The 24827-nt window shown below is 71.2% G+C and carries 26 protein-coding genes; 12 read left to right on the forward strand and 14 right to left on the reverse strand.

All coding sequences use genetic code 11. The annotated features are described in order from the left end of the window. The 4 genes from B1L11_RS18510 to B1L11_RS18525 form a co-directional block, all read left to right on the forward strand. On the forward strand, positions 1–427 hold a 427-nt coding region (locus tag B1L11_RS18510; RefSeq protein WP_179155209.1), incomplete at its 5' end, for a CdaR family transcriptional regulator. A gap of 77 nt (positions 428–504) precedes the next feature. Beyond that, the gene (locus tag B1L11_RS18515) at positions 505–1842 is read left to right on the forward strand and encodes an MFS transporter (protein WP_079315651.1); all 1338 of its coding nucleotides are present in this window, start codon (positions 505–507) and stop codon (positions 1840–1842) included. Next, on the forward strand, positions 1842–3176 hold the full coding sequence (locus tag B1L11_RS18520; protein WP_179155210.1) for a 3-hydroxybutyrate oligomer hydrolase family protein: 1335 nt from the start codon (positions 1842–1844) through the stop codon (positions 3174–3176). The genes B1L11_RS18515 and B1L11_RS18520 overlap by 1 nt, the downstream gene beginning before the upstream one ends. Next, the gene (locus tag B1L11_RS18525) at positions 3173–4192 is read left to right on the forward strand and encodes an alpha/beta fold hydrolase (RefSeq protein WP_079315652.1); all 1020 of its coding nucleotides are present in this window, start codon (positions 3173–3175) and stop codon (positions 4190–4192) included. The genes B1L11_RS18520 and B1L11_RS18525 overlap by 4 nt, the downstream gene beginning before the upstream one ends. Before the next feature lie 12 nt (positions 4193–4204). Here B1L11_RS18525 and B1L11_RS18530 read toward each other — a convergent pair whose 3' ends face one another. Both B1L11_RS18530 and B1L11_RS18535 read right to left on the reverse strand, forming a co-directional pair. Beyond that, positions 4205–6154, reverse strand: coding sequence for a glycosyltransferase family 2 protein (locus B1L11_RS18530; protein ID WP_079315653.1), 1950 nt, complete (start codon positions 6152–6154; stop codon positions 4205–4207). 93 nt (positions 6155–6247) lie between these two features. Next, positions 6248–6940: a transglycosylase SLT domain-containing protein gene (locus B1L11_RS18535; protein WP_256862671.1), complete on the reverse strand. Its 693-nt coding sequence runs from the start codon at positions 6938–6940 to the stop codon at positions 6248–6250. A 270-nt stretch (positions 6941–7210) separates the two neighbouring features. On the opposite strand from B1L11_RS18535, the gene B1L11_RS18540 reads away from it, so the two are divergent. Genes B1L11_RS18540 through B1L11_RS18550 form a run of 3 tightly spaced genes read left to right on the forward strand, consistent with a single transcriptional unit; the run spans position 7211 to position 9878 of the window. Further along, complete coding sequence (locus tag B1L11_RS18540) at positions 7211–7885, forward strand: response regulator transcription factor (protein ID WP_079315655.1); 675 nt, start codon at positions 7211–7213, stop codon at positions 7883–7885. Next, positions 7882–9327, forward strand: a complete 1446-nt coding sequence (locus tag B1L11_RS18545) for a cell wall metabolism sensor histidine kinase WalK (protein WP_079315656.1) — start codon at positions 7882–7884, stop codon at positions 9325–9327. Before B1L11_RS18540 ends, B1L11_RS18545 begins: the two co-directional genes overlap by 4 nt. Further along, positions 9324–9878 (forward strand): hypothetical protein, encoded by a 555-nt coding sequence (locus tag B1L11_RS18550; RefSeq protein ID WP_079315657.1) that lies wholly within the window; start codon positions 9324–9326, stop codon positions 9876–9878. Before B1L11_RS18545 ends, B1L11_RS18550 begins: the two co-directional genes overlap by 4 nt. Positions 9879–9882: 4 nt before the next feature. Here the strand turns inward: B1L11_RS18550 and B1L11_RS18555 are convergent, their stop codons facing one another. From B1L11_RS18555 to B1L11_RS18585, 7 genes are all read right to left on the reverse strand, one after another. Next, the gene (locus tag B1L11_RS18555) at positions 9883–11193 is read right to left on the reverse strand and encodes a PhoH family protein (RefSeq protein WP_079315658.1); all 1311 of its coding nucleotides are present in this window, start codon (positions 11191–11193) and stop codon (positions 9883–9885) included. A gap of 246 nt (positions 11194–11439) precedes the next feature. Beyond that, a complete protein-coding gene (locus B1L11_RS18560) occupies positions 11440–12201 on the reverse strand; it encodes an isoprenyl transferase (protein WP_079315659.1) in 762 nt (253 codons plus the stop codon). Positions 12202–12466: 265 nt separating this feature from the next. Beyond that, complete coding sequence (locus B1L11_RS46925; protein WP_218671184.1) at positions 12467–12724, reverse strand: hypothetical protein; 258 nt, start codon at positions 12722–12724, stop codon at positions 12467–12469. After that, positions 12717–13460 (reverse strand): DUF692 domain-containing protein, encoded by a 744-nt coding sequence (locus tag B1L11_RS18570; protein WP_256862672.1) that lies wholly within the window; start codon positions 13458–13460, stop codon positions 12717–12719. Before B1L11_RS18570 ends, B1L11_RS46925 begins: the two co-directional genes overlap by 8 nt. Next, on the reverse strand, positions 13433–14626 hold the full coding sequence (locus B1L11_RS51165) for a TIGR04222 domain-containing membrane protein (RefSeq protein ID WP_079315661.1): 1194 nt from the start codon (positions 14624–14626) through the stop codon (positions 13433–13435). The genes B1L11_RS18570 and B1L11_RS51165 overlap by 28 nt, the downstream gene beginning before the upstream one ends. A gap of 138 nt (positions 14627–14764) precedes the next feature. Continuing rightward, the gene (locus tag B1L11_RS18580) at positions 14765–16561 is read right to left on the reverse strand and encodes a phosphoenolpyruvate carboxykinase (GTP) (protein WP_079315662.1); all 1797 of its coding nucleotides are present in this window, start codon (positions 16559–16561) and stop codon (positions 14765–14767) included. A 280-nt stretch (positions 16562–16841) separates the two neighbouring features. Next, positions 16842–17360 (reverse strand): hypothetical protein, encoded by a 519-nt coding sequence (locus tag B1L11_RS18585; protein ID WP_079315663.1) that lies wholly within the window; start codon positions 17358–17360, stop codon positions 16842–16844. A 108-nt stretch (positions 17361–17468) separates the two neighbouring features. Here B1L11_RS18585 and B1L11_RS18590 point away from each other — a divergent pair, with 108 nt between their 5' ends. Further along, on the forward strand, positions 17469–18101 hold the full coding sequence (locus B1L11_RS18590; protein ID WP_079315664.1) for a TetR family transcriptional regulator: 633 nt from the start codon (positions 17469–17471) through the stop codon (positions 18099–18101). Here B1L11_RS18590 and B1L11_RS18595 read toward each other — a convergent pair. After that, positions 18098–19078 (reverse strand): NADP-dependent oxidoreductase, encoded by a 981-nt coding sequence (locus B1L11_RS18595; RefSeq protein WP_218671185.1) that lies wholly within the window; start codon positions 19076–19078, stop codon positions 18098–18100. The two genes, B1L11_RS18590 and B1L11_RS18595, sit on opposite strands and share 4 nt — an antisense overlap. A gap of 88 nt (positions 19079–19166) precedes the next feature. Between B1L11_RS18595 and B1L11_RS18600 the strand changes: the two genes are divergently transcribed. Continuing rightward, on the forward strand, positions 19167–19763 hold the full coding sequence (locus tag B1L11_RS18600; RefSeq protein ID WP_079315665.1) for a TetR/AcrR family transcriptional regulator: 597 nt from the start codon (positions 19167–19169) through the stop codon (positions 19761–19763). Here B1L11_RS18600 and B1L11_RS18605 read toward each other — a convergent pair. From B1L11_RS18605 to B1L11_RS18615, 3 genes are all read right to left on the reverse strand, one after another. Continuing rightward, on the reverse strand, positions 19732–20988 hold the full coding sequence (locus B1L11_RS18605) for a C40 family peptidase (protein WP_256862673.1): 1257 nt from the start codon (positions 20986–20988) through the stop codon (positions 19732–19734). The two genes, B1L11_RS18600 and B1L11_RS18605, sit on opposite strands and share 32 nt — an antisense overlap. Positions 20989–21153: 165 nt before the next feature. Then, positions 21154–21654: a transcription elongation factor GreA gene (greA, locus tag B1L11_RS18610; protein ID WP_079315666.1), complete on the reverse strand. Its 501-nt coding sequence runs from the start codon at positions 21652–21654 to the stop codon at positions 21154–21156. Between the two features lie 75 nt (positions 21655–21729). Continuing rightward, on the reverse strand, positions 21730–22155 hold the full coding sequence (locus B1L11_RS18615) for a DUF4307 domain-containing protein (protein ID WP_079315711.1): 426 nt from the start codon (positions 22153–22155) through the stop codon (positions 21730–21732). 151 nt (positions 22156–22306) lie between these two features. Here B1L11_RS18615 and mca point away from each other — a divergent pair, with 151 nt between their 5' ends. From mca to B1L11_RS18625, 3 genes are read left to right on the forward strand one after another with little or no spacing between them, the layout of a single operon-like run. Then, positions 22307–23188, forward strand: coding sequence for a mycothiol conjugate amidase Mca (mca, locus tag B1L11_RS18620; RefSeq protein ID WP_079315667.1), 882 nt, complete (start codon positions 22307–22309; stop codon positions 23186–23188). A gap of 9 nt (positions 23189–23197) precedes the next feature. Then, positions 23198–23365 (forward strand): hypothetical protein, encoded by a 168-nt coding sequence (locus B1L11_RS46930; protein WP_179155211.1) that lies wholly within the window; start codon positions 23198–23200, stop codon positions 23363–23365. After that, positions 23362–23679 carry a GNAT family N-acetyltransferase gene (locus B1L11_RS18625; RefSeq protein WP_079315668.1) on the forward strand — a complete coding sequence of 106 codons (318 nt, stop codon included), beginning with the start codon at positions 23362–23364 and terminating at the stop codon, positions 23677–23679. The genes B1L11_RS46930 and B1L11_RS18625 overlap by 4 nt, the downstream gene beginning before the upstream one ends. A gap of 31 nt (positions 23680–23710) precedes the next feature. Here the strand turns inward: B1L11_RS18625 and B1L11_RS18630 are convergent, their stop codons facing one another. Next, a complete protein-coding gene (locus tag B1L11_RS18630; protein ID WP_179155212.1) occupies positions 23711–24820 on the reverse strand; it encodes a hypothetical protein in 1110 nt (369 codons plus the stop codon). Positions 24821–24827: the final 7 nt, after the last annotated feature.

Consider the following 24827-nt stretch of genomic DNA (forward strand, 5'->3'; position numbering starts at 1 on the left):
GCCGGCCTCCGGGCCGGTGACGGCGGTGGCGTCCGCCTATCAGGAGGCCCGGCGCTGCGCCGGGGCGCTGGTGGCGCTGGGCCGTACGGGCGACGGCGCGAGCGCCGAGGAGCTGGGCTTCGTCGGCCTGCTGGTGGGCGAGCGGCGCGAGGTGTCCGGCTTCCTGTCCGGCGCGCTCGGGCCGGTGCTCGACTACGACGCGCGCCGGGGAACCGCCCTGGTCAAGACGCTGAACGCCTATTTCGGCACGGGCGGCTCGCTGTCGCGTACGGCCGAGGCCCTGCACATCCACGTCAACACGGTGACCCAGCGGCTCGACCGGGTGGGGCAGTTGCTCGGCGAGGACTGGCAGGAGCCCGAGCGCGCCCTGGAGATCCAGCTCGCCCTGCGGCTGCACCGGCTGCGCACCCACATGCCGGACGCCTGAGGTGTGTGGCGGGACCCCATAGGAGTGACCTCGGTCACTGCATACCGTGTGCGGAACCCCCCATCGGAGGAGTTCCCATGGCAAACACCCCACCTGCCCGGATCGGAAAGGTCGTCGGGGCCAGCCTGATCGGCACCACCATCGAGTGGTACGACTTCTTCCTGTACGGCTCGGCCGCCGCACTGGTCTTCAACAAGCTGTTCTTCCCCACCGAGGACGAGCTGACCGGCACCCTGCTGGCGTTCCTCACCTACGCCGTCGGCTTCGTCGCCCGGCCCCTCGGCGGCCTGGTCTTCGGTCACTACGGCGACCGGCTCGGCCGCAAGCGACTGCTCGTCATCAGCCTGCTCCTGATGGGCGGGTCGACGTTCCTGATCGGCTGCCTGCCGACGTACGCCGCCCTCGGCGCCGGCGCGCCCCTGCTGCTGACCGCGCTCCGCCTGGTGCAGGGCTTCGCCCTCGGCGGCGAGTGGGGCGGCGCGGTGCTGCTGGTCTCCGAGCACGGCGACCCCCGCAACCGCGGTTTCTGGGCGTCCTGGCCGCAGGCCGGCGCTCCCGGCGGCAACCTGATCGCCACCGGTGTGCTGGCGCTGCTGGCCGCGGTGCAGCCCGACGACGCCTTCCTCGCCTGGGGCTGGCGGGTCGCGTTCCTGCTGTCCGGCGTGCTCGTGCTGATCGGCCTGTGGATCAGGCTGACGGTCGCCGAGTCGCCGGTGTTCCAGGAGGCGCTGGAGCGGCAGGAGCCCGCGCCCAAGGCCCCCATCCTCGGCGTGCTGCGCCACCACTGGCGGGACGTGCTGGTGGCGATGGGCGCCCGGATGGCCGAGAACGTCTCCTACTACGTGATCACCGCGTTCGTCCTCGTGTACGGCACCACGGCGGCGGGCCTGCCCAAGGGCACCGTGCTCAACGCGGTGCTGATCGGCTCGGCGTTCCACTTCGTCACGATCCCGCTGTGGGGCGCGCTGTCGGACCGGATCGGCCGCAGGCCGGTCTATCTTCTCGGCGCCGTCGGCGTCGGCCTGTGGGCCTTCGCGTTCTTCCCGCTGATCGACACCAAGAACTTCGCCCTGGTCACCGTGGCCGTGACGGTCGGCCTGCTGCTGCACGGCGCGATGTACGGCCCGCAGGCGGCGTTCTTCTCCGAGCTGTTCGCCACCCGGATGCGTTACTCGGGCGTCTCGATCGGCTACCAGCTCGCCTCGATCGCGGCCGGCGGCGTGGCCCCGCTGATCGCGGTCGCCCTGCTCGACGCGTACGGATCGAGCGTGCCGGTCTCCGTCTACGTCGTGGCGGCGGCGATCCTCACGATCATCGCGGTGATCGCCTCAAGGGAGACCCGCGACCGCGACCTGTCCGCCATCGAACCGACCTCGGGCGCCGCCAAGACCGCCGCGATCGTGAAGGAGGCCTGATGCGCCCCGGTTCCGTCATGCTGGCCGCACTGGCGCTGGCCCTCCCCCTGGCCGCCGCCATCCCGTCCGAGGCCGCGGCCTGCCCGAACGTGATCGTGCCGGGCGCGCAGAAGCAGGTGATCGCCTGCCTCGACGATCTCACCACGAAGGGCACGCTGGCCTCCGGCCACACCGACCAGTCGGACTGGTCGGGCCTCAACTCCCCCGGCGCCGTCAACCCCAGCGGCGTGCCCGGCGTGCAGATCGACGGCTACTTCCCCGACACCTCCACCGGCAACACCAACCACGGTTGGAACCACGACGCGCAGTTCGTGATCCGGCTGCCGGAGCGGTGGAACGGCGGCCTGGTCGTCGCCGGGTCGCCCGGCAACCGGGAGACCTACGCCAACGACTTCACGATCTCCGACTGGGCGCTGGCCAAGGGCTACGCGTACGCCGCGACCGACAAGGGCAACACCGGCGTCCAGTTCTACCGCGACGGCGTACGGCCCGGCGACGCGGTGGCCGAGTGGAACCGCCGGGTGAGCGAGCTCGCGGTCGCCGCCAAGGCCGTCGTCCGGCAGCGGTACGGCAGGCCGGCCCGCACGACGATCGCGGCCGGCCAGTCCAACGGCGGCTACCTGGTCCGCTGGCAGATCGAGAACCGTCCCGACCTGTTCGACGGCGGCGTCGACTGGGAGGGCACACTCTTCACGGCCGACGGGCCCAACCTGCTGACGTTCCTGCCGCCCGCGCTGCGCGCGTACGCGAAGGGCGACACGGCCGGGGTCGCGGCGGCGGGCTTCGCGCCCGAGTCCGACTTCCTGTGGCCGTTCCACTACCAGTACTACTGGGACTTCACCCAGCGTGTCTTCCGTGAGGAGTTCGACCCCACCTACGACGGCGACGCCGAGGCGGGCACGCCGTTCTGCGCCTCCGGCACGCCCGGCTGCGACACCGACTACGACTACGCCTCGAGGCCCGCGGCGGTGAAGCAGGCGGTCGCGCGGGTGAGCGTCACCGGAAAGATCAAGCGGCCGCTCATCGTCGTCCACGGCACCCTGGACGCGCTGCTGCCGATCCGCGAGGATTCGGACGTCTACGCCAAGATGATCGCCGACCGGCACCGCGACCGGCTGCTGCGCTACTACCGCATCGAGGACGGCACCCACGTCGACAGCCTCTATCCGGCCTTCCCCGACCGGCTGCGGCCCCTGCTGCCGTGCTTCCGCAGCGCGTTCACCGCGCTGGAGGCGTGGATCGGCACGGGCACGCCGCCGCCCCCGAGCGCGACCCTGCCTCGCCCGGCCACGGGCGACCTCGAGAACACCTGCACACTGGGAGCAACACCATGACCCTGCCCATATCCGCCGAGCGTGTCAGCACTCCCCGGCTGACCCTCAACGTCCTGTCGGTGCCCGGCTCGTCGGGCGACCCGGTGTTGTTCGTGCACGGCAACGTCTCCTCCAGCGCGTTCTGGCACTCGACGATGACCGCGATCGCGGCCGAGGGGTTCCGTCCGTACGCGCTCGACCTGCGCGGCTTCGGCGACTCCGACCCCGAGCCGGTGGACGCGAGCCGGGGCGTGCGCGACTACTCCGACGACGTCCTGGCGCTGCTCGACCGGATCGGGCCGGCGCACCTCGTGGGCTGGAGCCTCGGCGGCGGGGTCGTCATGCAGGCCATGCGCGACCGGCCCACGGCGGTGCTGAGCGCGACGCTGGTCAACCCCGTCTCGCCGTACGGCTTCGGTGGCACCACGGGCCCGGACGGCGTGCTGACCAGCCCCGACGGCGTGGGCTCCGGCGGCGGTGCGGCCAACCCCGAGTTCGTGGCGGCGCTCCAGGCGGGCGACCGGTCGGCCGACTCCCCCGTCTCGCCCCGGAACGTGCTGCGCGCCACGTACGTCGCCGCGGGGACGGACCTGGGCGAGGAGGAGGACGCGTTCGTGGAGTCGATGCTGTCCACCCGGATCGGCGACGACCACTACCCGGGCGACTCCCTGCCCTCGGACGCCTGGCCGGGCGTGGCCCCCGGCAAGCGGGGCGTGCTCAACACGATCGCGCCGACGAACTTCCGCATCGACGACCTGCACGAGATCGACCCGAAGCCGCCCATCCTGTGGATCAGGGGCGACCAGGACGTGATCGTCTCGGACACCTCGCTGTTCGACCTCGCGCACCTGGGGGCGATCGGCGCCGTGCCCGGCTGGGACGGCACGCCCGCGCAGCCCATGGTCACCCAGACGCGGGCCGCGCTGGACCGCTACGGCGCCTACCGGGAGGTGGTCGTCGAGGGCGCGGGCCACGGTCCGCACCTCGACAGGCCGGCGGAGTTCCGCACGGCCCTGCTCGCGCACCTGCGCGGATAGTCGGCGGAACAGTTATCGGCGGTCACGCAGGACGCGGACGGCGAGGCGCCGCAGCAGTGAGGGGGCCTGCGGCGAAGCCCCGGCGGGCAGGACGGACACCTGCCCGCCACGGCGCACCGTCAGCCCGAACAGCAGGTCCACGTCCTTCTGGTCGACCCGCAGCGCGGGCCGCCAGGACCCCGGGCCGAGGCAGTCGTCCCCGCCGATCCGGCTCACCGGCACCCGCGCGACGAGCTGCCCGGCCACCCGGCCGGGTATCCCCGGCTCGACCAGCGCGGGCACGATCATGCTGCGCCCGCGCCCGTCCTGCTCGCGCAGCACCAGCTCGGCCGGCGGCCCGCCGCTCGGCGGCACGTACGGCACGGGGACGACGACGAAGACGTGCCCGTCCTGCCGGGCCACGGTGGCCCGGGACGAGACCAGCGCGATCGACTCGGGGAACGACTTCGGCTCCACGCAGACGCCCAGCTCGCCGCGCTCCGACCAGCAGGGCACGACGAGCCGCCTGGGCTCGCCGGCGAGCGCGCCCGCGCAGCTCATCGGCAGGGCGGGGCGGGCCACACGGGTGCGGCCCGCCTGGACGCCCCGCATACGCACGTGGACCTCCCACAGCCCGGCGGGCAGCGGCCGCCCGAGGGCCGCCTCCCCGGCGTCGAGGCGAGCCTGGCCGGTCACCCACACGCGCACCTGGTCGCCGCGCGTCTGGTCCCCGAGGCCCGCACGGCCCACCGAGCAGGTGACCGGCAGGGAGTGGACCACCCCGGTCTCCATGTGGCGGACGCAGACCTCGACGCGGGCCCTGCGCACCGCGTCGGTCACGTCGGCGCCCTCGTCGTCGAGCAGGCCGTCGAGCAGGCCCTCGACTCCGGGGGGCGGGGTCCACAGCAGCCGGTCGCCCCGCTGCCGCAGCCACAGCGGAGCGCCCCCGGCCCGCAGGATCTCCACGCTCAGGTCGAGCAGCAGCACGCCCTGGTCCCAGCGCAAATCCCGCAGCTCCGCGCTGAGCCTGGCGCCCCTGGACGCCTCGGCGAGCGCGACCAGCGCGTCGAGGCGGTCCTGGCGCAGCAGCGCCGTACGGGCGCGCAGGTGCGCGGGCAGGTGGACGTCGAGCGCGGCGGGAAAGCGGTCGAGGGTGAAGCGGCGCAGGAAGGAGAACAGGACCATCCGCTCGTCGGGCTCCGCGGCGAGGAACCGCGCGCCCGCCAGACGGCGCAGCCCGAGCGTCCGATACCAGTGGGCCTGGATGCGCTCCCGCTGCGCGCCCGGCTCGGTGTAGGCGTCCACCACATCGAAGATCGCGTTGAGGCCGTCGAAGAGCGCCTCGGCGTCCGGCCCCTCCTCCTGGTGCGGGCCCAGGTGGCAGCAGATCTCATCGGCCAGCACGGCGATCACCTTCGCGGCGAGGTACGCCCTGGTCACGAAGGTCTGCTCCGACAGCGGCCGGTCGGCGAAGCGGAGCTGGCAGGTCTCCAGGAAGTCGCGGCTGAACAGCTTGTGCGCCGTCGGCAGCGCGAGGAGGTGGTCGCGCAGCACGTCGGCCCGGTCCCGGTCGCGGGCGAAGGCGGCCGGCGGCGGCCCCTGGTCGGCGAGCCTGCCGATCAGCACGTCGGCGTCGGTCTCCACGGCCCTGTCGTACATCCGCTCCAGGGCGTGCGGCTCGAGCCTGTCGTACTGGCCGAGCAGGTAGACGTACTCGCCGCGGGCAACCGACAGGCCGACGTTGCGCCCGCGCGCGGGCGAGCCGCTGTGGTCGAGGTGCAGGACCCGCACGTTGTCGCGCTGCTCGGCGATCGCGTCGAGCCGCCTGCGGGTCCCGTCCGTCGACCCGTCGTCCGCGAAGACGACCTCGTACTCGTCCGGCGGCAGCGACTGCTCCAGCACCGAGCGCACACACGCGCCGAAGGCGTCGTTCGACAGCCCGGGGTTGGACACGGGCATAACCACGCTGACCTTCACACCCATGAGGCCAAGGGTGCAGTGCGACCCCCGCCGTACGCGCGGGCTTGCCGAAAGGTCGAGAAACCCTGACCAGAGTTTCGCGGACCAGTGCCGCGACTAGTACCAACCGGTGGACTGGGAGTGCCCCCAGGCGCCGCAGGGCGTCTTGTAGCGGCCGGCGATGTAGCCGAGACCCCACTTGATCTGGGTGGCGGGGTTGGTCTGCCAGTCGGAGCCCGCGCTGGCCATCTTGCTGCCGGGAAGCGCCTGGGGGATTCCGTAGGCGCCGCTGTAGCGGTTCATGGCCCGCTCATTCCAGTGGCTCTCCTTGTCCCACAGCTTCTCCAGGCAGCCCCACTCGCCGCCCCAGCCGCGCGCCTCGGCCATCTGCTTGCCGAGGGCCTTGTTGCTGCCGGGGTCCGGGGTGGAGCCGGGCGGGAAGTCGGCCGGGGTGAAGCCGCCGCCGCCGGGGGCCTTCTGGACGATCTCGACCGGGTCGAGCCCCTTCTTCCGGTCCTCGCGGGTGCTTTGCAGCCTGTCCTTGCGCAGCGCCTGGACCGCCTGCTCCTTGAGGATGTCGGACTCGGGGTCGGGCGCGTTCGGATCGAGAGCGAGGAAGCTGTCCGGGCCCAGCACCTGCTTGGGAGCGTTGTTGTGCTCCATCGAGGTACGGATCACGAAGGTCGCCCCGCCGGCCACCACGACCACGCTGACGCCGAGGATCACGATCCGCTTGGCGGTCAGCCAGCCGGAGCCGGAGCGTTCGTCTCCTCCCCGCCGGGAGCGGGGGGCGCGGGGGCGATCCTTCAACTGCTGACCAGAGCTCACGGCTTATGAGCTTGCCCTGTGGTGGGGGGTGCTCCGCAACCGAATCGTGGTACCTGTTTGGTGACGTCTTGACCCGACCGCCGATCACATGGACTTTCCCCAATAATGTGATTTTGCTCACACTTTGCGCCACAGGGAGAGGCATGGGTGCCCGGCACCAGCCTGCTCCCGCTTCTTGACAACGGCGTCCGGACCAGGTCACAAGGTCGTGACAAATAGGGGAATTGGTGGGGTCCGCACCATAATGACCGGGTGGCAGGCATCCTCCTGGTCGAAGACGACCCCTCGGTCCGTGCCGGACTCGAGCTCGCGCTCACCCGGCAGGGCCACTCGGTGACCGCGTACGCCACCGGCGAGGAGGCCCTCGACCACGTACGCTCCCGGCGCCCCGAGATCGCGATCCTGGACGTCATGCTGCCCGGCATCGACGGGGTCGAGGTGTGCCGCCGCATCCGCAGGCTCGACCCGCTGCCGATCATCCTGCTCACGGCCAGGGGCGACGACCTCGACGTGGTGGTGGGGCTGGAGGCCGGTGCGGACGACTACGTCGTCAAGCCGGTCGAGCCGCGGGTGCTCGACGCCCGCATCCGCGCCATCCTGCGCCGCCTGGAGTCGGCCTCGCCCGACCGGCTCACCTTCGGCGACCTCGTGATCGACCGCGGAGCCCTCAAGGTGAGCCTCGCGGGCAAGGAGATCCACCTCACCCCGACCGAGCTGCGCCTGCTGCTCGAACTGGTCCGCCATCCCGGCCAGGTGCTCAACCGCCGCTACCTCCTGCGCGCCGTCTGGGACCACACCCATGTGGCGGACTCACGGCTGGTCGACGCGTGCGTGCAGCGCATCCGGGCCAAGATCGAGCCGGTGCCCGCCGATCCCGTCTACATCCACACCGTGCGCGGCTTCGGGTACCGCTTCAGCCCGCCATGACCTGGGTGCCCACCGGGTTGCGGGCCCGGCTGGTGATCACCTTCCTGCTGGTGGCGGTCACCGCGTCCGCCATGGTGGCGGGCCTGGGATACCAGATCGTCCGCCGGGGGCTCCTGGAGCGCGCGGAGCGGGGCGCGGTCGCCGACGTCCGCGAGACGCTGTCCAGGATCACGCTGCCGATCGGCGCGAGCGACGTGGTCTGGCCGAGCGACACCACCGTCACCGAGGAGGACCTCGGCGGGGTGGTGCAGGCGCTCGAGGCCCCGGAGCGGACCGTCATCGTCACCTACGGCGACCACCGGCGCTCCAACACCGGGGCCGGCTTCACCATGAGCGACGTGCCCGACCAGCTCCGCTGGCAGGCGGCCCGGCGGCTGGTCTACCAGAGGGTGGTGCTCAGGGACCACCCGTGGCTGATCGTCGCCACGCAGATCCAGCGGGCCACCCGCGACGGCGTGCTGCGCCCCACGGGCCTGACGGCCTACGTCTTCGTGCCGCTGGCGGAGGAGGCGGCCGTGCTGTCCCGCCTCAAGGCCGCCCTCGCGCAGGCCGGAGGCATCACGCTCGCCCTGGCGCTGACCCTGGCCCTGCTGTCGGCCCGGCGGGTGCTGCTGCCCGTACGGCGGCTGGGCGCGGCCGCCCGCGCGCTCGGCGCCGGTGAGCTGCACGTCCGCCTCCCCGTACGAGGCAGGGACGAGCTGGCGGAGCTGACCGCGACGTTCAACGAGACGGCGGCGGCGCTGGAGGACACGGTCTCCGAGCTGCGGACGCTGGAGTCGATGTCGCGGCGGTTCGTCGCGGACGTCTCCCACGAGCTGCGCACACCGCTGACCGCGATGACCGCGGTGACGGACATGCTGTCGGAGGACGCCGACGACCTGCCGGACGACGCGGGGGAGGCCGTGCGGATCGTCGTCCGCGAGATCGACAGGCTCCGGGTGCTGGTCGAGCACCTCATCGAGATCAGCAGGTTCGACGCGGGCGCCGCCACGCTCCGCCGGGAGACCGTCGACGTGGGCGACGCGCTGGCCGACTGCCTGGAGGTGCGGGGCTGGGCGGACCGGGTCAAGCTCACCGTGCCCGTCGGGCTCACGTTCTCCCTGGACGCCCGGAGGTTCGACGTGATCGTGGCCAACCTCGTCGGCAACGCGCTCAACCACGGCGCGCCTCCCGTCGTGGTGAGCGCGCGGGTGGCGGTCGGCGGCGACAAGCACGGAGCGCTCGAGGTGACCGTGCGCGATCATGGGAGCGGCATCCCCGAGCAGGTCCTCCCCCACGTCTTCGACCGCTTCTACAAGGCGGGCACCGACCGGGCCAGGAGCGTGGGCAGCGGCCTCGGCCTGGCCATCGCCAAGGCCAACGCCGAACTGCACGGCGGCTCGATCACAGCCGAGCGCTGCGAACCCGGCACCCTCTTCCGCGTCTGGATCCCGAAACCATGAGGAGACGAATCGGACGCGCGGTCGCGGCCCTGTTCGCGGGGCTGCTCATGGTGTCGGCGGCCTGCGGGGTCGTGCCGACCGGGGTGGTCGACGCCGGCCCCGCGCCGGTCATCAGCGGCACCCCCACCCTCGTCACGATCTACCTGCTGCGGGACGGACGGCTGTGGCCCACGCGGGTCGCGGCGCGCTCGCCGCACGTCAACGACGTGCTGGACGCGCTGTTCGCGGCCAGCGGGCGGCCGTCGAACCGGCTGTCCACCGCGCTGACCGGGCTCACGCTGGCCCAGGTGCAGCTCGTCAGGTACACCCCGGACGCGGGCAGCCGCAACGACCCCGACAACACCCTCAGCCTGCGGGTACGGCTGTTCGTGAGCGGCTGGAAGATCACCAGGACCGCCATGGCCCAGATCACCTGTACGGCGCGGCTGCGCCCGGAGATCTGGGCCGTGGAGATCGCTCACGCGACTCCCGACAGGAACGGCCCCCTGAAGGTCCACACCTGCCGGGAGTTCTGGGATCTGGCCCCCAAGGACGGCCATCTCCCTCCGTGACGGATCAGAGCGTGATGTTCTCCAGCATCTCGGTCACCAGGGCGGCGATCGGCGACCGCTCGGACCTGGTCAGCGTGATGTGGGCGAACAGCGGGTGGCCCTTGAGCTTCTCCACCACGGCGACGACGCCGTCGTGCCGGCCCACCCGCAGGTTGTCGCGCTGGGCGATGTCGTGGGTGAGCACGACCCGCGAGTTGGCCCCGATGCGGGACAGCACGGTCAGCAGCACGCCGCGCTCCAGCGACTGCGCCTCGTCCACGATCACGAAGGCGTCGTGGAGGGAACGGCCGCGGATGTGGGTCAGCGGCAGGACCTCCAGCATGCCCCGGTCGATGACCTCCTCGATGACCTCGGGGGACGTCACCGCGCCCAGCGTGTCGTAGACCGCCTGGGCCCACGGGCCCATCTTGTCGTTCTCCGAACCGGGCAGGTAGCCGAGCTCCTGGCCGCCCACGGCGTACAGGGGGCGGAAGACGATGATCTTGCGGTGCTGGCGGCGCTCGAGCACCGCCTCCAGGCCCGCGCACAGCGCCAGCGCGGACTTGCCGGTGCCGGCGCGGCCGCCCATCGAGACGATGCCGACGTCGGGGTCCATCAGCAGGTCGAGCGCGATCCGCTGCTCCGCCGACCGGCCGTGCAGCCCGAAGACCTCACGGTCGCCTCTCACCAGACGTACCGACTTGTCCGGCAGGACGCGGCCGAGCGCGGAGCCGCGGCTCGACAGCAGCCGCAGGCCGGTGTGGCACGGCAGGTCGCGCGCCTCGTCGATGTCGGCCGTGCCGGACTCGAAGAGGGCGTCCATCTCCTCCGTGGTGACCTGGAGCTCCGCCATGCCGGTCCAGCCGGACTCGACCACCATGCCGGCGCGGTACTCCTCCGCGGCCAGGCCGATGGACGCCGCCTTGACCCGCATCGGCAGGTCCTTCGACACCAGCACCACGTCCTTGCCCTCCGCCGCGAGGTTCTGCGCGACGGTGAGGATGCGGGTGTCGTTGTCACCCAGGCGGAAGCCCGCCGGGAGGCAGGACGGATCACTATGGTTCAGCTCGACCCGGATGTTCCCGTCGCCGATCGGCATGGGCTCATCCAGCCGTCCGTACCGCACTCTGAGGTCATCGAGGAAGCGCAGAGCCTCCCGGGCGAAGTAGCCGAGCTCGGGGTGGTGGCGCTTGGCCTCCAGTTCCGTGATGACGACGATCGGGACGACGACCTCGTGCTCGGCGAAGCGGCTCATCGCCGCCGGGTCGGCGAGCAGGACGGACGTGTCCAGAACGTAGGTGCGGGATGTGGACGGGTTGCTCGAGGACACTGCCACGCGTTCTCCCCCGGGCGCCTGAGGTGGGCGCCCTGCCTTGACTGGTGGTGAACGGACCGGGCCCGTGACCTGCGAGGGCAGACCGGGGCTCCGGCCCTCCTCGCATGGTGGTCGCGCAAGGACGGGCCCTCTCCCGAGGTGATGGCCGCCGATCCCCTCGACGGCCGCTCAGCTACTACGTTACGTAACGAATCTCCCCAGCCCAATAGGTTTACGCAGGCTAAAAGATGCTGGTCACGTACCGTCTCAGGAGCCGTACCGACGGTGCCGTGCGGCGTACGAGCGGAGCGCCCGCAGGAAGTCGACTCTGCGGAAGTCGGGCCAGTAGGCCTCGCAGAAGTAGAACTCGGAGTGGGCGCTCTGCCAGAGCAGGAATCCGGAGAGTCGCTGCTCTCCCGAGGTCCGGATGACGAGATCCGGGTCGGGCAGGCCGCGCGTGTAGAGATGCTCCGCGATGTGCTCGACGTCGAGGACCTCGACGAGGTCCTCGATACTCGCGCCCTTGCTGGCGTGCTCCTGGAGGAGGGAGCGCACCGCATCAGCGATCTCACGCCTTCCTCCATACCCAACGGCAACGTTCACAATCAGGCCTGGACGATGCGATGTGGTTTCTTTTGCGTGTTTGAGGACACGAGCCGTGTGATCGGGCAGAAGGTCGAGCGAGCCCATGGGGTTGAGGTGCCATCCCTGGTCCACGAGATCCTGCACGAGGTTCTCGATCACCTGGAGCAACGGCTCGAGCTCGGCCTTGTCCCTGGCGAGGTTGTCGGTGGAGAGCAGCCACAGCGTCACGTACTCGACCCCGGCCTCGCGGCACCACACCAGCAGCTCGGAGATCTTGTCCGCGCCCTTCTGATGGCCCCGGCTGACGTCCCGCAGGCCCATGGCCCGCGCCCATCTGCGGTTGCCGTCCACGATGACGCCGACATGGCGGGGGATCTGGTCGGAGGACAGCTTGCGTTCGAGCCTGCGCTCGTACAGCTTGTACACGAGATCGCGCATGCTCATGCCACCTCCTCGCCTGGCGGCTCGGAGTCGCATTCGCGAAACGCGCTGTGTTTATTGGTTCGCTCGCTGCGCTCGCTCACTCGACCCTCTTCCTCGCGACGGTGGGGCTCGATCACCAATTATCGCGGGCGAACGGCATGCCCTGCCCTCCTCAGGCTTTCCTGGACAGGGCCGGGGTAACCCGCCTCGCGTGGTCAGAGTCGCCCGCGTGCCCGCAGCCAGGCGGCGAAGTCCCGTGCGTCCGCCCTCGACCCGCCCTCGGGCTTCACGTGTCCGCGGCATACTCCGCGAACAGCCGGCGAACTCGGCGCCGAGGGCCTCGGCGAGGTCGGGGGCGGCGCGGGCGGACCGAGCCGCGCCGCTTGGCCAGCAGCCCACGGGCCTGGACGGCCACGCGGCCGGGGTCGAAGCCGTCCGGCACGCGTCCGCCCGCCACCAGGGCCGCCAGCAGCTCCGCCTGAGCGGCCGCCAGCGCGGCCCGCGCCTCCGCCGCGGACACCGGGGACACAGGCGGCTCAGGCACGGGACATCGCCTCTCGGATGCGCCCCAGCTCGCCCGCCAGCGCGCTGTCGCCGGGATAGGCGTCGTCCCACTCCAGCAGCACGCCGGGCGGCGTCACCCGGGCGCACAGCTCGGTCAGCAGGTCGAGCACCTCGGCGGGAGGCGACGAGGTGTGCGTGTCGTGCCACAGGCCGTCGTGCGCGTGCCCGCCCGCCACATGGACGTACGCGACGGCTTCCAGCGGCAGCGCGTCGAGTGCCCGCCTCGCGTCCAGGCCGAGGTTGACCTGGTTCGTGTAGAGGTTGGCCACGTCGACCAGCAGCTTCACGCCCGTCCGCTCGACCAGCTCGCCGAGGAACTGCGCCTCGGTCAGTTCGTCGTCCGGCCAGCCGAACAGGGCCGCCACGTTCTCGAGCGCGAGCGGCACCGGGAGCGCGTCCTGCGCCTCCCGCACGTTCTCCACGATCACCGACAGCGCCTCTCTGGTGCGCGGGACCGGCAGCAGGTGGCCGGCCTCCACGGCACCGGCCCGCACGAAGGCCACGTGCTCGCTGACGAGAGGGGCGCCCAGCGCCTCGGCGCACGCCGCGAGGCGCGCCAGCCGGACCGGATCGGGACGGTGCGCGCCGCCGACGCCCAGGCCCACGCCGTGGGGCACGACGGGCACCCCGGCGGCGCGCAGCACGGACAGGGACTCGGGCGGCCGGGCCGGATCGACGTTCTCCGCGATCACTTCGACGAACCCGACACCGGGCAACCGCTCCACCGTGAGGTCGATTTCCGGCCGCCAGCCGATCCCGACACCGAGACCGGCCCCCTGCCCGCCACCCGAAGCGGCGCCCTGAGCGGCACCCGCGGCGTGCCTCTTGTGCTCCCGGCCACGCCTGCCGGACGGCAGCCACCTCCCGAACCGGCCCTCAGCCACCGCCGCACCCGCCGCCGCAGCCACCGCCGCAACCGCTGCTTCCGCAGCCGCTCGAGTCGGAGCCGCACCCGCTCGAACCGCAGCCCGTTCCCCCGCCGTCGCCGCCGCCGCTGTCGCCCGTGACGGAGGGGCCTCCGCCCGAGGACCCGTCGCCGCTGTCGAAGGAGCGGCGGGCGATGGCGTCCTCCGCCGCGATCTGGCCCGCGAGGTGCGGATCGCCGAGCTCGCCCAGGCCGTACAGGGCGATCGCCGTGACCGCGGCGAGATTCGCCGCGCCCCCCTGCGCCGAGCGCGCCGGCGGTTCCGTGCGCGAGCACGCCCCTCGGCTGCCTCTCGCGCGCCTGCCGCAGCGCCTCCTCACCCGCATGGCTCAGCTGATCCCGCAGGGACGCGGCGTACGTGACGGATGCGATCAGGGCGCATCCGCCGGAGATCGCGGCGATCGCGAACGCGGCCCAGCTCGCGGCGTCGGAGGCGAGGGTCCCGGTGAAGACGATCAGCACGAGCGTGACGGCCGCGGCGGCGAGGGCGAGCACCGCGAGGGCGCGCAGGCGCGCGTTGAGGCGGCGCGCGCCCTCCAGGAAGCCGTCGGGAAGCAGGTGGCCCTGCGCGATCAGGCGTCGCCTCAGCTCCGCCACCGCGGAGCCGTCACCCGCGCGGCGCCTGATCTCGGCCGCGCTCGCCCCGCCGGGCCGCGTGACCAGGTCGAGCACGGCCTGCTCGACGGGGTCGGCGGAGGTCGTGGGAGCATCCGCAATGGCGGTGACCCTGCCGCCGCGGGCGACGCGCACCTGCTCGCGGACCGCAAGCGAGGCGAGCGCCGTGTTGACCGCACGGGCCGGCCCTCCCGCCAGGAAGGCCAGCTCGTAGGCGTCCAGGTCGAGCCCGGACGCTCCGAACACCGATTTGGCTCTTCGCCGCTCCCTGGGGACGGCGAGAGCGGTCGTGACGACGAGTGCCGCGATTATCGCCGCGGCGACGACGAGCACCAGCTCCACGTACGCCCTCCTCTGGGGGAGAAGGAGGGGCCCCGAACCGGGCCGGACGGCCCGCGCCCCGTCTATCCCGTAGACGAAGCCTTCACGGGGAAAGTTCCGTCCGAGGGAGCGGGTGCGCGGGCCGTCCGTAAGCGAGGCTCAGCCGAGCCGCTGGACCAGTGCCCTGTACTCGTCCCACAGCTCCTTCGGCATGTGGTCGCCGAAGGTCTCGAAGTGGGGCGGGATCAGCGCGGCCTCCTCGCGCCACACCTCGGGGTCGACGCTGAGCAGGAGCTCCATGTCCTCGGGCGCGATGTCGAGGCCCTCGGTGTCGATCGAGGCCGGCAGGTTGCCGATCGGCGTGGGCACGGCGTCGGCCACGCCGTTCAGCCGGTCGACGATCCACTTGAGCACCCGGCTGTTCTCGCCGAAGCCCGGCCACACGAAGCGGCCGTTCGCGTCCTTGCGGAACCAGTTCACGTAGTAGATCTTGGGCAGCTTCTCCGGGTCGGTCATCTTGCCGACCTTGAGCCAGTGCGCGAAGTAGTCGCCCATGTTGTAGCCGCAGAACGGCAGCATGGCGAACGGGTCGCGGCGCAGCTCGCCGACCTTGCCCTCGGCCGCCGCGGTCTTCTCCGAGGCCACGTTGGCGCCCAGGAACACGCCGTGCTGCCAGCTCAGCGACTCGGTCACCAGCGGCACCGCGGTCGCCCTGCGGCCGCCGAACAGGATGGCCGAGATCGGCACCCCGGCGGGGTCCTGCCACTCGCGGGCGATCGTCGGGCACTGCTCGGCCGGGGTGGTGAACCGGGCGTTCGGGTGCGCGGCGGGCTCGCCGGACTCCGGCGTCCAGTCGCGGCCCTTCCAGTCCGTGAGGTGCGCGGGCGGCTCGTCGGTGAGGCCCTCCCACCAGACGTCCCCGTCGTCGGTCAGCGCGACGTTCGTGAAGATGCTGTTGCCCCACAGCGTCTCGATCGCGTTGGCGTTCGTGGACTGGCCGGTCCCCGGCGCGACCCCGAAGAAGCCGGCCTCCGGGTTGATCGCGTACAGCCGGCCGTCAGGGCCGAAGCGCATCCAGGCGATGTCGTCGCCGATCGTCTCGACCTTCCAGCCCGGGATCGTGGGCTGGAGCATGGCGAGGTTCGTCTTGCCGCACGCCGACGGGAAGGCCGCGGCGACGTACCGCGCCTCGCCCTGCGGAGGCGTGAGCTTCAGGATCAGCATGTGCTCGGCCAGCCAGCCCTCGTCGCGGGCCATCGCGCTGGCGATCCGCAGCGCGTAGCACTTCTTGCCCAGCAGCGCGTTGCCGCCGTAGCCCGAGCCGTACGACCAGATCTCGCGGGTCTCCGGGAAGTGGCTGATGTACTTGGTCTGGCTGCACGGCCACGGCACGTCGGCCTGGCCGGGCTCCAGCGGCGCGCCCACCGAGTGGACCGCCTTGACGAAGTCGCCGCGTTCCTCGATGAGGCGCAGCGCCGCCTCGCCCATCCTGGTCATGATCCGCATCGACACCACGACGTACGGCGAGTCGGTGATCTCGACGCCGAGCTGCGAGATGTTCCCGCCCAGGGGGCCCATGCAGAACGGCACGACGTACATCGTCCGGCCCCGCATGCAGCCCTTGAACAGCGTGGCGAACGTCCGGCGCATCTCGTCCGGCGCGATCCAGTTGTTGGTGGGCCCGGCGTCCTCCTCACGCTCGGAGCAGATGAACGTGCGGTCCTCCACGCGCGCGACGTCGCTCGGGTCCGAGGCCGCGTAGAAGCTGTTGGGACGCTTGACCAGCCGCGTGAAGGTGCCCTGCTCGACCAGAAGGTTGGTCAGGCGCGTCCATTCGGCCTCGGAGCCGTCGCACCATTCGATCCGGTCCGGCTGGGTCAGCTCCGCGATCTGGCTCACCCAGGCGGCCAGATCGCTGTGAGTGGTAGGCGTCGGTACCTCTACTGAAATGGACACGGGGGCGGCTCCTTAATCTCTCAGGGCCAGAGCATCATCAGCGACGAATGGCTTCCGAATCCAATTGGAGTAGACCACCCTGTTTCCACTCCGTTAAATCGTCGCCATTATCGACTTCACGGCCTCGGACAGCATCGGCCCAGGCAGCGGCCGTGATGCTGTGGGACCTTACCCACCCTGGCCCTGTTGAAAAAACGTCCTTCTCCCCCTTACCCGTCTGACCGGCCTTACACATTGGTATAGGCCAATTCGAATGGTCCAGACCTCTCCGGGAATTGGTTCAGTCCAATCCGCCGGGGCCTTCCGCCCTGATCCGGTCCACGTGCTGAAGGGCATCGCGCAGGTCAGCGAGCCAACTGTCGGTGTGTTTGCCGACGAGCCGGACGCACCAGGCCAGCGCGTCGCTGCGGCTGCGCGCGACACCCGCGGCGACCAGGGTGTCGAGGACCTGCCGTTCCGGCTGGCGTAGCCGGGTCATGACGGGGACGGAAAGAGTGGTGAACATCACTGTCTCGTCACCGACGACGACGCCCCAGGAGACCTTGCGGCGGAAGCGGTGCTCGGCCTCCCTGGCGATGTCGATCCTGCGCTCGCGCGTCTCCTCGCGGAACCGCTCGACGTACCCCTCCATCGCCGCCGCGCGCTCCAGGTCGGGGAGCCCTTCGGCCACCGACAGCGGGGGAAGCGTGCCCAGCACGGTGATCTCCTCGCGGTCCACCACGACCTTGGGGGACTCGGCGAACCAGTTCTCCGGCAGCCGGCCGGCGAACCAGGCACTCAACTGTTCTTCCGAATTCATGTAATCAACATTACATCGCAACTCGGCAATGGCCCAGTGCGTTCGGCTCGGTGCGTCCTCCTAGCGGGGAGTATGGGCAGGGGTGGGGAAGAACGGCAGAATCGGGACATGAGCTCACCACAGCGCGCCGACCGGACCCCGCACCCCTCGGATCGCGTTGTCACGAGCCTGCGCGAGCGCAAGAAGGCCAAGACCCGCAGGACCATCCAGGAGGAGGCCCTGCGGCTGTTCGCCGAGCAAGGGTACGAGGCCACGACGATCGAGCAGATCGCGGAGGCGGCGGAGGTCTCCCCCAGCACGTTCTTCCGCTACTTCCCCACGAAGGAGGACGTGGTCGCCCGGGGCGACTACGACCAGGTCATCTTGGAGATGATCAAGGCTCAGCCGCCGGACCTGCCCCCGCTGACCGCGCTGCGCACCGCCTTCCGTACGGCCTTCGCGTCGATGCGGGCCGAGGAGCTGGACAAGGTGCTCGCCCGGGCCAAGTTGTCCGCCTCCGTGCCCGCCCTGCGCGCGCGAACCTTGGACGGACTGTTCGACACGATCGACATGCTCGCGGGCGCGGTGGCGGAGCGGGCGGGCCGCGACCCCCGCGACCTCGCCGTACGGGCCCTCGTCGGCGCGGTCATGGGGGTCCTGCTCCCGGCCATGTTCACCTGGGTCGAGCGGGGCGGCGCCACCCCGCTGCCCGACCTGGTCGACGAGGCTCTCGGCTGTCTCGAGGCCGGACTGCCCGTCTAGTCCGCCTGGTCCGGCACGACCCGAAGGACGATCTTGCCCTGGATGTGGCCGCGTTCGGCCCGTTCGTGGGCCCTCGCGGCCTCGGCGAGCGGGAAGACGGAGTCCAGGCCGACGCGCAGCCGGCCCTCCTCCAGCAGGCGCCCCAGCTCCGCCATCTGCTTTCCGTCCGAGTGGACCTGGCCCGACCGGAACGTGATGCCCAGCTCGGCCGCCCGCTCCCGGTGGTACTCGCCGTGGAAGACCGGGCTGATCACGCCGCCGGGCCGCAGGACCGGCAGAAATCTATGCGCGTCCGGCCCGCCCACGGTGTCGATGAGGACGTCCACGTCCCGCACCTCGTCCTCCGCACGGGTGGTCGTGTAGTCGACGAACTCGTCCACCCCGAGCTCACGCAGGAACGTCTCGTGCCGCCCCGAGGCGACCCCGATGACGTACGCGCCCTGCAACTTGGCGAGTTGCACCGCGAAGTGGCCGACCCCGCCGGCGGCGCCGTTGACCAGCACTCTGCGGCCCTCGCCGAGCTTGATGTGATCGAAGACGTACTGGTAGGCGGTGAGCCCGGCCATCGGCACGGCGGCCGCCTCCACGTGGCCGAGGTTCACCGGCTTGCGGGCCAGGTGGAACGCGGGCGAGGTGGTGTACTCGGCGTATCCCCTTCCCCCGCGCTCCAGAGAGGGGAAGCGCACGAGGCCGAACACCTCGTCGCCCTCCTGCCACTCGGTGATGCCGTGGCCGACGGCGGCGACCACGCCGGAGATGTCCGAGCCCGGCGTGTACGGCAGGGGAATCGTGGGCCGCAGTTCCTCCGGGATGTTGGCGAAGCCCCTGCGGGCGTACCAGTCGGGCGGGTTCATCCCCGCCGCGTGGACCTGGACGAGCACCTCTCCGATTCCCGGCTCGGGGCGGGCAACCTCCTCCATCGCCAGAACTCCGGGCTCCCCGGTCCGGTGCATGCGGACGGCCTTCATCGTGGGCATCGATCCTCCTGGGCGACTACGATTCGGAGCGATGCTCCGGATAATAAGCGGAGCACCGCTCCACATGTCAAGGTGCGAGGATCGACGCATGACGGGCCGACAGCAGCGCGCGGACGCGCAGCGCAACTACGAGCGCATCCTGGAGGTCGCCAGGACCGTGGTGGAGGAGCAGGGGACCCAGGCGTCGCTGCGCGATGTCGCCCGGCGCGCCGAGGTCGGCATGGGCACGCTCTACCGCCACTTCCCCACGCGAGAGGCCCTGCTGGAGGCATTGCTCCGGCAGCGGTTCGACAACCTGGCGGCCCGCGCGGAGGAGTTGGAGGGCGCGGGCGACTCCCACGAGGCGCTACGGCAGTGGCTGCGGGAGTTTCTCCGCGGCGCGAGCGCCTACCGCGGCCTGACCGCTTCGATGATGACGACGATCAGCGACGAGGACTCTCCTCTGCACGCGTCGTGCTCCGCCATGCGGGAGGCCGCAGGACGCCTGGTCAAACGAGCCCAGGACGACGGCCACATCAGGCCCGACGTCGACGGGATGGACGTGTTCGCGCTGACCAGCGCCGTCGGCTGGATCGCCGAGCAGGGCCCGGTCGTCGCCGAGCGGCGCGAGCACCTGTTCTCGCTCGTGCTGGACGGCCTGGCCGCCGGTGCGGTCAGCGGACGCGGGCGGAGAGCTGCGGACTGACCCGGACGACCCCGGCGAGGTTCTTGGTGTAGACGTTCGCGATCTTCACGACGTCGCCGGTGTGCGGGGCGTGCAGCATCTTCCCGTTGCCCCAGTAGATGGCGACGTGCGAGATGTAGCCGGGGTTGGTCGGGTCGTTGCGCCAGAACAGCAGGTCGCCCGGCTGCGCCTGCGACAGCGGCACCTGCGGCCCGGTGACCCACTGCTGGTACGTCACCCGCGGCATGCGCACGCCCGCCTGCGCGTACGCCCACTGCACGAGCCCCGAGCAGTCGAAGCTGTCGGGCCCCTCGGCGCCCCAGACGTACGGCCGGCCGAGCTTGCTGACGGCCGCCGTGAGCGCGACCCTGAGCTGCTCCGCGGACATGAACGCGGTCTGCGGCCACACCGTGCGTCCCTTGGGCGTCACCACCACCGGGTTGATCGTGGCGACCTGACTGCCCTTGGGCAGGATCTTCAGCAGCCTGAGACGGAGCTTGCGGGAGTCGACCTTCGGCGCGCTCACGACAAGGGCGTTGCCGTCCGGGATGCCGAGCGCCGCCGCCGTCCCCTTCGAGACGATCGCCGCGATCGAGCCCATGCCCACCGTGGCGTACGCGCCGATGCGCAGGCGCCTGACGCCGCTGTGGACCTGCGAGCCGAGCTGCACGCCGCCGTCGTTGCCGAGTTCGAAGGAGACCGCCATGTCCCCGGCCGCGATGTTGCGCCACAACTCGTCCGAGGAGGCCGTCACCTTCGGCGTGTACGAACGGAAGGTGGACGGGTCGACGCCCATCGTCGGCACCCGCTTGCCGTCCACGACCACGTCGGCCGCGCCGGTCACCTCGGCGGCGGTCACGCCCTTCTGCTTGCGCACCTTCTCCACCACCTCGGGGGGAAGGGGCCGGTTGGCCACCACGAACAGGTGCGGGCGGATCAGCCGCTGCAGCGGGGCCACCGGCTGCCGCGTCACCGTCTGGGCGACCGGGGCCTGGCGCCCCGGCGTCGGGGACGACACGTCGCGGGCCTGCCGGGCCGCCGCCACGTAGCCGTTGCCCGTACGCCGGTCGGACAGGGCCGTGACCACGCCCGAGTTCGCGGACTCCGACCCGAGCTCCCCGAGCACGAGCACGTCGGCCGTCAGCACGGTGACGAGCGCCACGGCGATGAGGGGAATCGTCCTGCGCAGGCGCCCCGGGCGGGGCAGACGCGGGCGATAGGCGAGATCCTGACGAGCCTCGGACACGGCCCTCGCGAACTTCCTGCCTAAACGGGTGGACGGACGCGCTCGGCGTTCGAGCACGATCTCACCCCTCCCGCGGCGAATGGTCCGGTCCACGACGAGACTGCCGCACGCCGGGAATACCGCAAACGAATCCGGAATTCCCGGCCGGGGCGAAAAGGGTGGAACCTAGTTGCCGATGTACGGCACGGCTTCGAGGATCTCGACGGTGTTCTGCCTGCCGTTGGGCAGCGTGTACGTCGCCTTTTCCCCGATCTTCTTGCCGTTGATCGCGGACCCGAGGGGAGAGTTCGGCGAGTAGACGTCGATCGGCGCGCCGCTCTCCTCGCGGGAGGCGAGCAGGAAGGTGACCTCCTCGTCGTCGCCGTCGAAGCGGACCGTCACGGTCATGCCGGGACCCACGACGCCCTCGGCGCGGGGAGCCTCACCGACCCTGGCGTTGTCCAGGATCTGCCGGAGGTGGAAGATGCGGGCCTCCATCTTGCCCTGCTCGTCCTTGGCGGCGTGGTAGCCACCGTTCTCCCTGAGGTCACCCTCTTCCCGGGCGGCTTCGATCTTCTTGGCGATGTCCGTGCGACCCGGGCCCGAAAGGTACTCGTACTCCTCCTTGAGGCGGTCGTACGCCTCTTGCGTCAGCCAGGTGACGTTGTCGTTCTGGGAGACGGCCACGGGCTCTCCTTGTTTCCGTAAGTGACTCGAAAGGCTGTCAAGTTAACGCCTTCGAACGCTTCCCCAAAGATTCCACTATACGAGATCGCAGTAGTCGACATGTACTGCCGTGGCCTGGGAACTCGTCCTCAGCCGCTCGGTGAACTCGAGGTCCGACCTGCCCTTGGGAATGTCGACCTCGCGGCTGCCGACCTCCAGGTGCTGGGTGTCGAGTGCCTGGATCCGGCACATCGCCGCCCGATCGGCCGGCTTGTGCACCGTGAAGGTGATGACGGCCGAGTCCGTGGCGCTCGCGTCGAAGGTGATCACGTCGGCGCTCACCGAGGGGTTCCCGTTCGCACGGAGCATGACGTAGCCCCAGCCACCCGCCATGACCGCCACGATCAGCGCGATCACGATGTACGGCACCAGCCTGGCGGGCCGCGCCGGGCGGGGCGCGAACTCGTCCGGCGTGCCGAGCACCGGGCGCGTCCCCTGGCCGCCGGCCTCATCGGTGGGCATCGCGGAATCTCCCTGAGGATTGTCGGTGTTGTGCGAGACGATCGTCCGCACAAGTCGACCGTGTCCGCGACGCGGGCCATACCGGGTCCGGAACACACGGTCTCTTAGAAGCTAACCTCTTTTCGTAGCCATAGGACACCTGAGGAGAGACGTGAGTGCACCGTTGAGGCTGATGGCCGTGCACGCGCACCCAGACGACGAGTCGAGCAAGGGCGCCGCCACGATGGCCCGCTACGTCGCGGAGGGCGTGGAGGTGCTCGTCGTCACGTGTACGGGTGGTGAACGCGGCTCGATCCTCAACCCCAAGATGGACCGGCCCGACATCCTGGAGAACATGGGCGAGGTGCGCCGCCAGGAGATGGAGAAGGCGCGCGAGATCCTCGGCGTCCAGCAGCGGTTCCTCGGCTTCGTCGACTCCGGACTGCCGGAGGACGAGAACGAGCCGCTGCCCGAGGGGTGCTTCGCGCTGCAGCCGCTCGAGGTCGCGTCGGCGCCGCTCGTCGCCGCCGTCCGGGAGTTCCGGCCGCACGTGATCCTCACGTACGACGACAACGGCGGCTACCCGCACCCGGACCACATCATGACCAACCGGGTGTCGGTGGAGGCGTTCGAGGCGGCGGGCGACCCCGACCGCTACCCCGGCACGGGCGAGCCGTGGCAGCCGCTGAAGCTCTACTACCACATGGGCTTCACCCGGGAGCGGTTCGAGGCGCTGCACAACGCCATGACCGAGCGCGGCATGGGCTCGCCGTACGCCGACTGGATCGCGCGGTGGGAGGACCGGCCGCAGAAGTGGGACGTGACCACCAAGGTCCCGTGCGCGGAGTACTTCGAGGTCCGCGATCTCGCCCTGCTCGCGCACGCCACCCAGGTGGACCCGGACGGGTTCTGGTTCGTCTGCCCGCGTGAGCTGCAGGAGGAGATCTGGCCGACCGAGGACTACCACCTCGCGCGGTCGCTCGTGGACACCACATTGCCGGAGGACGACCTGTTCGCGGGGATCGCCGCGGAGGTCACCCCTGCCTGCTCGTAAGCTGAAGGCGTGGATGCAACCAGCTACGGGCCGGGTCTCCTGGGCTTTCTCGTCGTCGCCGCGATCGGTTTGGCCCTGTTCTTCCTTCTGAAGAACATGAACAAGCAGATGAGGAAGATCCAGGTGCCGCACGACGAGCGCGAGGACGAACGGCGCGGGAACGGGCCCGAGGCGTGAGCGCGGACGCCCGGGTCGTCGACAACCCCGCCGCGTCGCGTTACGAGATCGTCGTCGACGGGGTGGTCGCCGGGTTCGCGCAGTACCGGCTGCGGGGCGGCTCGATGGTCTTCCCGCATACCGAGGTGCGTGACGAGTTCGAGGGCCGCGGCCTCGGCAGCAGGCTGGTGGGCGGGGCCCTCGACGGAGCACGGGCGGCCGGCCTTCGGGTCGTGCCGCTGTGCTCGTTCGTCGCCTGGTACATCCAGCGGCATCCGGAATACCGCGATCTGGTGGACGACGACTACCGGGGCCTGGTCGACACGCCCGGGTGATCCCCTCGGTTCGGGGGCTCAATCGGGCGGCTCAGTCGGGCAGTGCGGGGCCTGAGGACCAGGCGCGTTCCAGCGCCTTCGGCAGGCCCCACCAGCCCAGCGGGGTCAGCACCTCGGCCCGGTCCACGATGCCGAGGTGCGCCCACAGCGGTGTCACCGCCGTGAACAGCATCTCCGTCGCCTCCAGGTCCTCCGGCTCGTCCGGGTCCATGTCGACGTCCTCGGAGTCCGCGATGAACCGGGCGATCCGCTCGGGCGAGGCGAGCACCCCCGGGCCGTACCGGACCAGGGCGATCACCGACGCGAGCCAGTCGGCGTGGTGGATGGCGCACAACGAGGCCAGTATCGAGTCCTCGTGGCTGAGCTCGCCCTCCATGTCGAAGAACCGGGCGGCGTCCTCCTCGTCCGGCAGGTCGGAGATCGGCGCGGCGATCCCGGCGGCGACGGTGAGCCACAAATCCTCGTCCCGTTCGGGCAGATCGCCGTCCTCCAGCCCGGCGCAGGCGCGTAGCACGTTGCCCGGGTAGCCGGGCCGGGTCAGCGTCACGCGCAGCCGCCGGGCGGCCGAGCGGAGATCCTCCTCGGGGAAGGGCGGCTCCGGCAGGTCGTCGAGCACCCGCCGCAGCTCGCTCAGCGCGAACGCCTCCTCCTCGTCCCAGGCGGCGTACAGCTCCTGGTCCTGCTCGTCGTTGACCACGACGTTGGGCACCCGGCCGTCCGGCAGCGGGGTGCCGAGCCAGCGCTCCTGGAGCTCCTCGTAGGCGTGCCGGGCGTCGGGATCCCCGGCGGCCAGCGCGTCCGCGTCGATCTCCCCGGCCGCCAGCCGCTCCTCCAGGAACTCGACCAGCCGCTCGTACATCTCGGTGGCCACCGGGCCGCGCTCGCTCTCCTCGGGCCACAGGAAGTAGCTGCGGGTGAGCATGATCGGCTCGGTCCCGCTGGACTCCAGCCAGCGCTGCACGTCGCCCACCGTCGCCACGCCGGACTCGATGCTCATCAGCACGGCCTTGGCCGACTCCCAGAACCTGGGCGACAGCGGGTTGCCCGCCGCGAGCAACTGCCGCCGCAGGTCGGGAAGGGCGACCAGGGCCTGTCCGGACGGCACGGCCAGCAGCACCCGTGCGACGTCGCGCCGCGTCATGGCGGCC

Origin of the sequence: Microbispora sp. GKU 823 (assembly GCF_002027145.1) — a bacterium.
In the GTDB taxonomy this organism is placed as follows: Bacteria; Actinomycetota; Actinomycetes; order Streptosporangiales; family Streptosporangiaceae; genus Microbispora; species Microbispora siamensis.